The following is a 13,170-nucleotide window of genomic DNA, read 5'->3' as shown; positions in this document are numbered from 1 at the left end:
ATCAATCTTCTTTAAGCGGGCTAATTTTTATCGACTTAAATTTAACATTACCATGTTTGGCAAAGAAATAAAGCTGCTTACCTTTTTGCTCAGGGCAACGGTTCACAACGGTGCGTTTGCCATTAATGGACATATCGATGATATCATCCTTCATAATAATATCCAGCTTCATGGGTTTATCCAAACCATCAACCACACGGATCATGGTGTTGCCCAGCCAAACATCTTTATCGCCAGCCAGAAAATCTACACGATAGCCGTTGTCGGCCTGATTATCCGCTCTTAAATAAAAGCCATATTCGGCAATTGGAGTTGTTGGATCGATCTCCATGGTAATACGGCAATTAAGCGGTAGATCCTCTAAATGCGCAGAACCCATGCCACTGGTAGTGCTGATAGATAAGCCGTCCGCGCCATCTGTTTTGGCATCCATATCTGTTTTGATATTTAAACTTAAAGGTGCGTCAGTTGCAGGGATCATCTCTGCCGGGAAACTGGTAGATAGTGTGCCGTCTGCTTCTTGTTTCAATTCGCGGTAGATCATGTTGCCGCCGAAACGCTCGCCATTATTATCTTTATTCTGGTCGCGGCTCGGGATCCAGGCACCTACTATGCGGCGACCGTTCTTAAATGCTGCGGTTTTAGCCACATTAACCCACGACTCGTTCAATGCCTGGTATCTTGGTTCCTGCCACGGGCCGTACGGGTTGCGCGACATTACATAATAAGTATCGCCGCCATCGCCATAAATTAAATAATACCAGCCATTCCACAGGAAATAATCAGGGCACTCGGGTACTGATCCTTGCCCGGTCAAAACAGGGTCTAACACGGTCCAGTTTTTCAGATCTTTAGATACCATGTGTACCAGGCTGCCCCCCTCATGGCGTAGTGGTGTGTTCTCTTTCCAGCTTGCCACAAACAGGTGAAACTCGCCGGTTTTTTCGTCAACAAAAACTTTGGGGTCCCTAAAATCGCGCTTGCTGTAACCCGGTGCCGATGTATAAAACGGATTAGGTTTTTGTTTATCAAAGTGGATACCGTCTTTACTGATAGCATAACTTAACTGTTCATTCACCTTGCCGTCGTTTACAAGCCTTGTGGCGTAAAATGCGTAATATTTATTTTTATAATAAACCACAGAACCTGTACAGATAGACTTTTCCCATGACTCGTCAATACGTAAAACTATGGGTTCCTGTTTCCAGGTTTTAAGATCGGTAGTAGTGCTAAGCGCCCATTGGTGCCCGCCAAGCCCGCCCAAACTGGCATGGTGCGCCGAGTCAAGCAGCCAATACATAGAGAATACGCCGTCTTTGTAAAAAGGCATACAATCGCCCACAAATAAGTTGCCTTTTGGCCGCCAGTATTGCAGGTTTTTAGTGCTTTGGATAGTTGGGTCGTACTTTACGCCCAGCTTTTGCGCGCTCAGGCTAAGTGTGCCTAAAGCGAGTGTTAATAGTATGATATATTTTTTCATGTGTGTGATTTTAAAAATTGACAATAAAACTCCCCTCTTGAGAGGGGGCGCGTAAGACAGTGCGGTTGCAGGGGTGTGTTCGCGCGTTTAACACACCCCTGCCCCTCTCAAGAGGGGAGCTAAACCGATTACAAATCCCTCGGGCTGCCGCCTTTGCGCCAGTGTTCTTCTATTTCTTCAAGCGATTTGCCTTTGGTTTCGGGGATATAATACCTGCCCCAGAACATACCGATCAAACAAATACCCGAATACAGGAAAAACGTGCCCGATACACCGAGCGAGTTAACCAGCTTAAAAAAGGTAAAAGCCACAATAGCGTTAAAGCCCCAATGCGACAGTGAGCCGATACTCATACCTACGCCACGTACATTTAGCGGGAATACTTCTGATATCAGCAGCCAACCCAAAGGCGCAAGGCTGATGGCGATAAATATGATATAGCAAACAATACTTAATACCGCGAATATGGGCAGGCTTGCACCTAATGCTTCTTTAAAATGAAAGCAAGTGCCCAACAAGGCCAGCGAGGGGATCATGCCCCAGATGCCGACCATATACAACTTACGACGGCCAACTTTATCTAATAAAACAACCGATACAAAACAGGCCAGCACGTTTGCCGTACCGATGATGATGGCCGGTATGATAGACTCGGTATTACTTACTATCCCAGCCATTTTAAAAATAATGGGCGAATAATAAATGATGGTATTCACCCCCGAAAACTGCTGAAAGAAAAAGATGCCTACGGTAATAATAAGCGCCGGGCGCAGCCATGGCTTTAAGATCTCGCCGCTGTTGGTATTGTTTTGCGCGGTTAGTTCGATATCCCGTTTCAGGTCGGCAAGGGTTTGCTGAATCAGATCGGGGTCTTCTACCTTATTCAACACCGCTTCGCCCTCTGCCCATCGGTTTTTGCTGATGAGCCAGCGCGGTGTTTCGGGTAAAAAGAACATACCTATCAGCAAGATCAGTGCAGGAAACAACCCTACAAAAAACATCCACCGCCATGATTCTAAATTGGCATCATTACCCAACGCATAATCTGTAATGTACGATACCAGGATACCAATGGTAATCATTAACTGGTTAAGCGTAACCATGGCGCCCCTGCGGCGGGTTGGCGCTATCTCGGCAATGTACATGGGCACTACGTATGATGTTATTCCTATAGCAATACCGATAATAACCCGCATCATCATTAAGAACACAATGCTGCCTGCATAGGTACAGCCCACTGCACCCACTGCAAAGATCAGCGCGTTAATAATGATCATTTTTTTACGGCCAAGGTAATCTGACAATTTGCCACTGCTGATGGCACCCAATACCGCGCCTATCAGTACCGTTGTGGTAACCCATTCCAAACTGGCATCGGTTAGTTTCCAATACTCTTTCATAAACGGCAGCGCGCCGGATATTACACCGGTGTCAAACCCAAACAATAGCCCGCCCGTAGCGGCTATAATAGAAATGAGTAAGACATTTGATCTTGTTTTTGTTGGTTTCATTATCCTTTTTTTTAAGTATATATAACTGGTTTATATTTAACTATATGCAAAACATTAAACGTTTAAAATTTCGACTAAAAAAACTTACTCCCTGCACGATCTGCCCGTGACCAGGTCTGACATTAAACTGATCTGCTTGCTTATTTTATTATGGTTTATCAGCTCAAGCAAGGTATCTACAGCCGCCTTTCCCATTGCTTCAACCGGTTGCCGTAAATGCGTTACCGGGCAATAAAAAAGCTCGAACGCTTCCGACTCGTCAAAGCTCAACACAGAAATCTGGCCCGGTATGTTAGTTTTAAGCTGATTTAAATATTTCAACCCGTTTATCGACAAGGTATCTGTAGCAAAAAACACCGCATCGCAAGGATCATCAAGGCCGAGTATTTCATCTATTGACCGCTGTATGTCAGCAGTGCGGTTACTGCTGTTGACCTCTTTTAACCAGGCCGCGTTAAACTCAATTCGGTTATTTTTTAAAGCATCCAGGTATCCCCTGTTACGTTCCTGTAAATGGAAAAGCGTGGTTTTATAATTTACAAATGCAATCCGCTTGTGCCCCTGCTTAATTAAATATTCGGTAGCCGTATATGCCGCTTTATAATTATCAAGGGCGATGTGGTTGGTTTTGATCTCCGGGAAATTTCTGTCTATTAGTACAAACGGGATCTCTGCTTTTTGCAGCATCCTGATCTGATCTTGCGAATTTTCAACCGGCACCAGTATCAGCCCGTCAACCTGCCGGTTTATCAGTGCATCTACCAGTTCGGCAAAGGTCTCCTCATTTTCGTTAGAACTGCCGAAGAGCACTGTATAATTTTTCTTTTTTGCCTCGGCCTCAATGGCACGTGTTATACCCGTACTGTAACGGTAATTAATGTCGGCCACTACCAACCCGATGGTATGGGTTTTATGCATTTTAAGGCTTTTGGCGATCTGGTTAGGGCGATAGTTAAGCAGTTCGGCCGCTTTTTTGATCTTTTCGGCATTCTCTTTACTTACCTGTTTAATTTCGGCCTGCCCGTTAAGCACGTAGGACACCAAAGCAATTGACACACCTACGTGCTCAGCAATATCTTTGAGGCCTACTTTTTTCATTAAAATTTATAATTGGTTAAGCCAAAGTTATTACTTTAAACGATTAAAGCAATTAAACGAAAGAAATTATTGAATAGAATCTAGAAATTGGGATATTATTTCACCCTGTTAAACACAAACAGATCCTTAAAAACCCATTGCCCGTTTTCCTGGCCCCCACGGGCTATAGCAAACTGGTTAGATGAACGTTTTTCATAGAGGATCCGCAGATCGCCGCCCGGGTTTTGAAATATCGCGCGGTCTTTGCTGGCCTCAACAAACACGTAACGGTTAGGGCTGTCTTTTTCTTCCTGCCCTAACATGCCGGGCCTAAAATGTTTTACCAATGATACCAAACCCTGGTCTGATTGCTCGTAAGCTAACATTTCATACAGATCGGCTTTGGCACCGTTCATCATACGCATAAAGCCCAGCATGTTGTCGCCGTCGGCACCTAACCAAACGGCTTCGATAGCGCGGCCTTCGGCTGTTGTGGCTTTCCAGTGGCCTTCAATAAATTTGATATCAGCAAATGAACCGCCTTTGGGTGCGTCCTGGGCTAAAACAGCAACAGGCAGCAAACTGCTAAAAAACAGTAATATGAAGTAAACAGGTTTCATGTCTTGGTTATAATTGGAACTTAAAGATACATATTTTTAATAATTGCAGCATGCTTATGCAATTGCATCAGATACAGGACTCTAAATTTTATCTGCGTTTTTTAACCTTATCAGGATTTGTACGTATCAAAATATAAGACAGCAGTGTTTCAAATACCACATAAGCGACAAACACAAAGTATCCGGGTTGCAGCGATGTATAATTTACCGTGTTTGTGGTCAGGGTGCCGCTGTGTATGTTAAGGTTTGTCAGCTGGCTTTTTAAAATGCCGTTTAAGCCGATATAGGTCATTAATACCCCTACAATCATTACATCGGCCATATCCCACTTGCCGGCTTCAAAGGTCAGGTAGTTCACTACTTTGTTATCGCTGATAAAAATATGTATGCCTTTAGCTATCAACCTGACGAATGGCAAAACCGCAATAAACAGCAGGATCAATATCCCCACAGTAATGGCATCCGGCTTTTGCTGATCAAGCAGAGCGGTGATGATCCCCCAGATACTTTTACTTTGAAAAAAAAGCACTTGATTTTGAAAAGCTACATTTTCGCCTAAGAGAACAAACTTTAGCGACTGGATCCGCGCGTCGACTTCTATGATCGGGGTAGTAAGGCCAACAACTAGTAATACGCCGGCAAATAACAACGCCATGGCGAATAGTACGGCCTGCATACGCACATTATGCCGCGTAAACCACCATAATATAAGGGCGGCCAGTACACAGCCCAGCATATACAGCGCATTTTTAATGGTCTGCATCCAGATGATGGCAAGGCGATCATTAACCACTTTATCAAAAGCGGCGGGATCAGCAATGTGATATTTTTGACTGATAAATTTGGTCACTTTCAGGCTTGCCTCGTAGGTGTTATCGTAGGTCTGGTTTTCTAATTGTTTGATCTTGCTGGATGCAATACCTTTTAACCGTTCCTGGCTGGCGGGGCTGCTTATTTTATGCACAATGGTTTTAGCGAACGGCCTTACCTGTTCCTGCAAAGCGTTAGAATCAACAAGCGCGTGGAATGCCATCTTTTTGAGTTTGCCACCGATAGACTTTTGAGGTTTATCAATTTCGGCTACGGTTTTAGCAATCAGCGAATGCAATTGCTTTTCGACCGCCAGTTGTATTGCCTTTTGTTGTTCGGGGGTAATACTGTAGCCATCTATCTGGTGGTCTATCACTTCAGATAAGCGCTCGCGCCACTGATCCACAGAAAAAAGCCCAAAGGTAACGCTGTTTGACAAGCTGTAATCCTGCTTCAACTCTTGCTGCGCTTTGGCCGATGCATGGGTTTTATAACCAAACCAAGCTGCGCCTGCCAGCAATATGCACAGGCACGTAACCAGCAATATGTTAGCTATTTTAGTGCGCATCATAAGGGGTTATTGCTTTTAGTATGGTCGACAAGATCAGCCCATATAGTACAAAACTGATAAAAATGATATAGCCGGGTTGTAACGCCGTGTTATTAGTTGTTAAAATAGTCAGATCATCTGTTTTAATATTTAAAGCGGCAAGCTGGCTGTCCAGCAAACCGTTCAGGCCGATGTAGGTCATTAAAATAGCGATCACGATTACATCCGCCATGCTCCATTTACCCGATTGAAAAGCGAAGAATTTGATGATCCGGTTTTCTGCCAGTTTCCGTTTGCTAAGCAAGTGGATCCCCGTAGAGGTAAGTTTGGTTACCGGGAACAATATGCTGAAACATAAGATCAGGAAACCCACAGCGAGCGAATCTGCCGCAGGCTGTTTAAATAATACTTCGACTACCCCTAATATACTTTTGCTTTCGTAAAACAATACCTGGTTCTGAAAATGCACATGTTCACCCAGCAACACAAAATCAAGCGATTTGATGCGCGCGTCCACCTCTATCATTGAGGCGGTAAGGCCTACCGATAAAAGTATAAAGGCAAATAACAGCGACATGATAAACAGCGTGGCGTGCAAGTCTACCCGGCTTCGTAAAAACCACCAACAGGCCAATACGATAAGGATACAAATCAGCATACCGAAGCAATACAGAAAAGTGTCTGTGCGATAGATCTGCAAACGGGCGCTGAGTTGCTTATCCAGCTCGTCTGGTGAAGATACGTGGTACCGCCTGTACATCTTTTCGGTAAGCGTTTCATTGGCTTTATGGGTGCTATCCAGACTGCCGGTATGTTGCGCTTCGTTAAACTTTGTCATAGCCAGCGTGCTCAGTTGGTTCTTTTGTTTCGGGTTGTCCACCTTGGCAATAATGGCCCGCGCAAACGTTGGCACCTGGGCCCTGATCTTGTCCGTTTTAACAAAAGTTTTAACCGCCAGCTGCTTGATCTTAGCGCCAAGCGATTTTTGGGGCTTGTTCACCAATGCTTCGGCTTTATCTATCAGCGCGTTGATGATCTGTTCAACCTCTACCTGTAAACTGTGCTTTTGCTTGGGTGTTAGTTTAAAGTGTTTAACCTGGTGGCTTACAATATTGGCCACCTTGTCCTTCCAGTTATCAACAGACATGAGGCCGAGGGTGATATTATTAATATCCGTATAATCCTGCTTAACCTGCTCCTGCTGGCCCGACAGGGTGTATAACCGCCAGGCAAAAAAGCCCTCGGCTGATAACAGGACAGCAAGCCCGATGATCAGGATGAGTTTTGGAATACAAGCAGTCTTTTTTGTCAAACCGGTTAAAATAAGTGGTAGGATAACTCAAAATAGGTTTAAATTGTTTGGATTGGCTGTAAACGACCTTTTAAAAACCTCAAAATGCTCGGCATACTTTTTTGAGTATAAAACCAAGTATATTTAAATTCCTTACCTTTGCGGCACATGGCCGGCATCTATCTTCATATCCCTTTTTGCAAACAGGCTTGCCATTATTGCGATTTTCACTTCAGCACCTCATTAAAGTATAAGGATGAGCTTTTGCAAGCGTTGGTAAAAGAGCTTCACCTGCAAAAAAGCTACCTGCAAAATCAAAGCATCCAAACCATTTATTTTGGCGGGGGTACGCCATCCATATTATCGGCTAATGAGATCAATTTACTGTTGGATACCATTACTGGTGTGCACACCGTCACCACCGATGCCGAAATAACGCTTGAGGCGAACCCTGACGACCTGGACAAGGCCAAACTGCATGACCTGCGCCAAACGCCCGTTAACCGTTTCAGTATAGGCATCCAGTCTTTTTTTGATGAAGATCTGCAATGGATGAACCGCGTGCATCGCGCCCAGGAGGCAGAATCATCGGTAAAACGGGCACAGGATCTCGGCTTTGAGAACATCACCGTCGACCTGATCTACGGCTATCCCCTGCTTAGCGAACAAAAATGGAAACATAACCTGGCCAAAGTTTTTGAGCTGGATGTGCCCCATATTTCGGCATATTCCATGACCGTTGAGCCACGTACCGCGCTGGCATCGCAGATCAGCAAGAAAAAGCAGCCGCCCATGAACGACCGGCAAAGCGCCGACCAGTTTACCCTGTTGATGGATGCCATGCAAACCAAAGGCTTTGAACATTACGAGATCTCGAACTTTTGTAAATCCGGGCATTACAGCAGGCATAACGCTAATTACTGGCGGGGCATTAATTACCTGGGGATTGGCCCATCCGCACATTCATACAACGGCGAGGCCCGGCAATGGAATATTGCCAACAATGCCAAATATATGCAGGCCATCCATGCCGATACCCTGCCTGCCGAAACAGAGATCCTGACAGAAACCAACAGGCTTAACGAGTACATCATGACCTCGTTACGTACCATTTGGGGATTGGACCTTGACCGGTTAAACAGCATTGCCTCGGCATCCGCCAATGATCTGGTAAAAGCGGCCGGTCCTTATCTTGAAAAAGAGTGGATCATCCAAACAGAAAATAAAATTCACCTCACCCAAACCGGCAAACTCTACGCCGACCATATTGCCGCCGAGCTGTTTTTTTAAACGCTTACAGCTAAACCCGGATTTGAAAAGGCGGGTACTTACGCACGTAAAACATTATTGGATTTCAATAAGTTATAACTCTCAGTTATAACAACAAAAAAACTACCTTTTTCAAGCTGTCGTATTTCATTCAAATAAAATATAACAGAAAATTATGAAAAAACTAATTATCACGGCGCTTGCGTTAGCAGCTATTGCAATTGCGCCGGGCGCTTATGCACAAACCAAAATGGTTGGCGGTGCAGAAATGTTCCCTACAAAAAACATTGTTGAAAACGCGGTAAATTCAAAAGACCACACCACCCTTGTTGCTGCCGTTAAAGCCGCCGGATTGGTTGAAACATTAGAATCTGCCGGACCATTCACCGTATTTGCACCTACTAATGAGGCGTTTGACAAATTGCCTAAAGGCACAGTAGAAACTTTGGTTAAGCCTGAAAATAAGGCAACGCTTACAAAAATATTAACGTATCATGTTGTAGCCGGTAAATTAAGCGCTGCAGACCTATGGGCAAAAGTTAAAGCCGGTAAAACCGAATTAAAGACTGTACAAGGCGGCTCATTATGGGTTAAAGCCGATGGTAAGAAATTATACCTGGTTGACGAAAAAGGTGGTAAATCATGGATAACCATTGCAGACGTTAACCAAAGTAATGGCGTAATACACGTAATTAATACGGTATTAATGCCCAAATAAATATAGCTAATTTATGGCTTTAGCGGTAAGCGGCTTGCTTATGTTCGTTGGCAGAGACGGAAACCGTAGCCATAAATTATCTATACTTTGAAAAACCCGGTTGCTAAAGCGCCGGGTTTTATTTTTGTCAGCAAAATATCAAAAACAAACATGCCATATTTCACATTTATTCAATTAATTATTTTTGCGTGTTAATTAATTGTGAACATGGGCATTATTTTAACCCCTATTGACAGGGTTGATAGTATAACAAAAGAGGATTTTATTAATAATTATTTAAAGCCGCGTAAACCTTTGGTAATACGCAAAGCAACTGAAAGCTGGCCAGCTTTAAAAAAATGGACCTTTGAGTATTTAAAGGAAACCGTAGGCGATCAGATAGTCCCGCTGTATGACAGTTCAAAGGCCGACCCATCAAAACCCATCAATGCATCGGCTTCCGAAATGAAGTTTGGCGATTACATTGACCTGATCCAAAAAGAGCCTACAGACCTGCGGATATTTTTATTCGACCCCATAAAACACGCGCCGAAATTACTGGACGATTACCGCTCGCCAACCGACCTGATGGGTGGTTTTCTGGATAAATACCCCAATATGTTTTTCGGCGGCGCCGGATCAATAACTTTCCTGCATTACGATATTGACCTTGCCCATATTTTCCACACGCATTTTAACGGGCGCAAGCATGTTATTTTGTTTGATAATAAATGGAGCGAACGCCTGTACCAGATCCCATTTGCTACTTACGCGCTGGAGGATTACGATATAGAGAAACCCGATTTCAATAAATTCCCGGCCTTAGACGGTGTTGAAGGACAGGAAATGATACTTGAACATGGCGACACCCTGTTTATGCCTACCGGCTACTGGCACTGGATGAAATATCTGGATGGTTCTTTCTCTATCTCGCTGCGTGCCTGGGATAGTTCATGGGCCATTAAAGCAAAAAGCCTTTACAATTTAACTATACAGCGCAAGTTTGACGATGTAATGAAACGCAACTTTAAATCGCGCTATATGAACTGGAAAGAAGAGCTGGCCATTAAACGCGCCGCCAAGGCATTAGCCGATGGGGAACCGCGTTAAGAGAGATCAGTTGATTAGAGATTAGTGGTTTGCGGATGCTTATATATTATTCGCTATATCTCGCCTTCTCGTTTTCTTAAAAACCATTCTGTGCTTAACAGGGCCACTATCAGCAGGAAGACCCATTTCACGTCTATCAAATCACTGTAGTGCTTGTCTTCGTAAACCAGGGTTTTAATGTTTTCATTTTTGCGGATCAGGTCTGCAAGGCGGCTTATCTCTGATGGCTGCAGCATTTCGCCGCCGCTTTGCTTAGCCATGTTTTTTAATAAACGGTGATCAGCCGCGCTTTGCCTGATCTCTAAGTTAAGTGGTTTAACCGTTAATTGCCCGTTAGCGTTAAACAGCTTATCACCTAATTTGGTATTTGCGGTATAGGTGTACTCACCCACCGGCAAGGTGCCCGCGTCAAGCTGATAGCTTTGCCCGTTGCGCGTGGCTAAAAAGCTGTAATTTTTACCATCGGTATTTTTTAGTTCAATTTTAACGTCGGGGGTGTTAACCAGTTCAAGCGCGTCGTTGTACAGTTCGGCATTAAGTAGTACATTCTCACCCTCGTCAAAAATATTCTTTGCCGGGTAGGCCCTGAAACGCTGCCTGTTGGCATTGGCAGTCAGGTATTGCACACTTTGGCTAAATAATTCTTCCATAGCGTGATGATTGCCATAGCTTTCAAACTCGGCCAGTTGCCAGCGCCACAAACCCTCTCCGGTAAGCACGCCTATCCGCCTGCCGCCATCATCGCCAAATAACAACAGTGGGTAACTGGTGGCTACCGACCCGATCTTTTGCTTAAACAAGATTCCATTACTTACCGCCGATGTGTAACTGCCAAACGGCGCCAGTAAAGGCGGCAGCTTAGCTATTTTTTGCAGTGTAGAATCTGACAAGGTAAAAGCGGAGAAATCAGGCACGGGTTGTGCAAATACTTCCTGCATCTCGGCACGGGCCGTACTGATACGGGTTAACTTTTGCGCCGCATTAAAATCAGGCACATCGGCCGGCGCGCCCAGCATGTACCATAATGGTGTTTTGCCTTTAGCGATCAGGTCTTTCATTGCCGCGAAAGTACCTGCTGAAGGCTGATGTAAAACTACCAGGCTGTAATCGTTTAACTTCAAAGTCCCGATGTCTGATAGCAGGCTGGCCTTTAATTCGTAGTTTTTGTTAGCCTCAATGGCTTGTTTTATTACGCTGATATCGGGGTGCGGGCCATCATAAACCAGCAATATCTTTTGTTTGGCGTCAAGCACTTCTACATAAATAGTTTCGGTATTATTTTGTGTGGACAGCTCGTTTTTAACCGGTGTGATGCTGATATTAAATTTATGGATACCCTTTTTATCAGCATTTAACTTAATGGTCAATATCTTTTTAAAAGCATCATTATTAACCGGGATAAGTTGCGTATTTACCTGTCTGCCATCCTCGGTTACAGTAAGATGCATGGTTTCGCCTTTGCTTTGAAAAGCCTGGGCCAGTACCTCTATCTCGAAATCGTTCCCTAAAAATGCGGTCTTGTTATAGTTTACATTACCTATCAGCAGATCGCGTTTGGCAACGGTATCGCCTAAAGCTATGGTATAAATGTTGGTTTTAAAGTTGCGTGCCTCGTATTGCGGATCGGCACCCTGGTTATATAATCCGTCGGATGCCAAAACAAGTGCTCCGATATTTTGATTGACAAACCTGTCGTTCAGCTGCCGCAGGGCTGCTGCTATATTGGTTTGTTTACCGGTAAAGTTTTTTGAAAGCCCCCCGTCAAGGTCATGCCCGAAATTAAATTCCTGCACCTCGTAACCATCGCCCAATTGCTGTTTGAGTTTGCCAAGGTCATCAACAAATTTAGCAGGATTAAATCCGGCAGGATGAAATGTATTGATAGATTCTGAATTATCCTGCGCTATTAAAACAAGCGGCTTTTGCGGCTGGTAATTGCTCGACTTAACCAATGGCGACACCAACAGCATGGCTATCAAAAACACAGCGACAGCTCGGAACACCGATAGTAAGTAACGAAACCTATCACCCAGGTTTACCGGCTGCCGGTACATTAACCAGGCATACAGCAAACCCAGCAACAGGCAGACCAACGCCCACCATCCCGAAACAGCTCCCCACGTGATAGAAAATAGCAACATTTTTAAAGGTAAACGATGTACGTCCTGATAGCTATCAGGATTGTTTTACGTTATTGTGCAAAATGCGAAATTATTGTGAAAGTTTGGTGTAATAATATTGATAACGAGTCAACTTTGCCAGGCAAGCTCTTCATATATAATTTGCCATTTACCTTTTATTTTACGGAGTGTAAAACTGTAGCCCTCACCAGCCATTATACCATAATAACTATCCGTCAGCACATAAGCCTGTTTTTGATCTGATGAAAACAGCGGTATCATTAGGCTATTGTGAAAGTATTGCTTGCGTTGGTCCCAGCTTTCGTTAAGTATTTGAGCGGTGTTAGTAAATTTTGTCTTTAAAAGGCCAGTCGTATCAATTTTTAAATGATGTAAATGATGAATTTGAAAAAGGAAATAAGCAGAATCTGCCTTTTGAAAATGAAAAGGTTTCTTAGCATCTAAAAGCCAATCTACCTCAAAAGCAAAAAAATCTTTCTCCGGGCCATCCTGCCCATAAAGATCAACAGACAAAGGCAATGTATCACGGAACGATTTACCTTGAGTAATTACCGCTTTTATAACTTCATTAATATCTTTTTTATCAGGCATAATGTAATCCTTTTTAGGATAAC

At 43.9% G+C, this 13,170-nt stretch carries 11 protein-coding genes; 3 read left to right on the top strand and 8 right to left on the bottom strand.

Features of this window, described 5'->3' with window-relative positions:
- Nucleotide 1 precedes the first annotated feature (1 nt).
- From FO440_RS19350 to FO440_RS19325, 6 genes are all read right to left on the bottom strand, one after another.
- Entirely contained in the window at nt 2-1,480 is a 1,479-nt protein-coding gene (locus FO440_RS19350) for a family 43 glycosylhydrolase (protein ID WP_144249946.1), read from the bottom strand.
- A gap of 128 nt (nt 1,481-1,608) precedes the next feature.
- A complete protein-coding gene (locus FO440_RS19345) occupies nt 1,609-2,991 on the bottom strand; it encodes a sugar porter family MFS transporter (RefSeq protein WP_144249945.1) in 1,383 nt (460 codons plus the stop codon).
- Nucleotides 2,992-3,075: 84 nt separating this feature from the next.
- A complete protein-coding gene (locus FO440_RS19340; RefSeq protein ID WP_144249944.1) occupies nt 3,076-4,089 on the bottom strand; it encodes a LacI family DNA-binding transcriptional regulator in 1,014 nt (337 codons plus the stop codon).
- Nucleotides 4,090-4,184: 95 nt separating this feature from the next.
- On the bottom strand, nt 4,185-4,688 hold the full coding sequence (locus FO440_RS19335; RefSeq protein ID WP_144249943.1) for a DUF6265 family protein: 504 nt from the start codon (nt 4,686-4,688) through the stop codon (nt 4,185-4,187).
- An 88-nt stretch (nt 4,689-4,776) separates the two neighbouring features.
- Nucleotides 4,777-6,069: a paraquat-inducible protein A gene (locus FO440_RS19330; protein ID WP_144249942.1), complete on the bottom strand. Its 1,293-nt coding sequence runs from the start codon at nt 6,067-6,069 to the stop codon at nt 4,777-4,779.
- The gene (locus FO440_RS19325; RefSeq protein ID WP_246104275.1) at nt 6,056-7,360 is read right to left on the bottom strand and encodes a paraquat-inducible protein A; all 1,305 of its coding nucleotides are present in this window, start codon (nt 7,358-7,360) and stop codon (nt 6,056-6,058) included. Before FO440_RS19325 ends, FO440_RS19330 begins: the two co-directional genes overlap by 14 nt.
- 147 nt (nt 7,361-7,507) lie before the next feature.
- On the opposite strand from FO440_RS19325, the gene hemW reads away from it, so the two are divergent.
- The 3 genes from hemW to FO440_RS19310 all read left to right on the top strand — a co-directional run bounded on the left by hemW (nt 7,508) and on the right by FO440_RS19310 (nt 10,415).
- Nucleotides 7,508-8,629, top strand: a complete 1,122-nt coding sequence (hemW, locus tag FO440_RS19320) for a radical SAM family heme chaperone HemW (protein ID WP_144249941.1) — start codon at nt 7,508-7,510, stop codon at nt 8,627-8,629.
- Between the two features lie 154 nt (nt 8,630-8,783).
- The gene (locus FO440_RS19315; protein ID WP_144249940.1) at nt 8,784-9,326 is read left to right on the top strand and encodes a fasciclin domain-containing protein; all 543 of its coding nucleotides are present in this window, start codon (nt 8,784-8,786) and stop codon (nt 9,324-9,326) included.
- A gap of 207 nt (nt 9,327-9,533) precedes the next feature.
- A complete protein-coding gene (locus FO440_RS19310) occupies nt 9,534-10,415 on the top strand; it encodes a cupin-like domain-containing protein (RefSeq protein ID WP_144249939.1) in 882 nt (293 codons plus the stop codon).
- 53 nt (nt 10,416-10,468) lie between these two features.
- Here the strand turns inward: FO440_RS19310 and FO440_RS19305 are convergent, their stop codons facing one another.
- Nucleotides 10,469-12,556, bottom strand: a complete 2,088-nt coding sequence (locus FO440_RS19305) for a vWA domain-containing protein (protein WP_144249938.1) — start codon at nt 12,554-12,556, stop codon at nt 10,469-10,471.
- Nucleotides 12,557-12,664: 108 nt separating this feature from the next.
- Nucleotides 12,665-13,147, bottom strand: a complete 483-nt coding sequence (locus FO440_RS19300; RefSeq protein ID WP_144249937.1) for a hypothetical protein — start codon at nt 13,145-13,147, stop codon at nt 12,665-12,667.
- Nucleotides 13,148-13,170 lie beyond the last annotated feature (23 nt).

It is taken from the genome of Mucilaginibacter corticis (assembly GCF_007558865.1).
Taxonomy (GTDB): Bacteria; Bacteroidota; Bacteroidia; order Sphingobacteriales; family Sphingobacteriaceae; genus Mucilaginibacter; species Mucilaginibacter corticis.
This window is presented reverse-complemented; position numbering and strand designations above follow the sequence as displayed.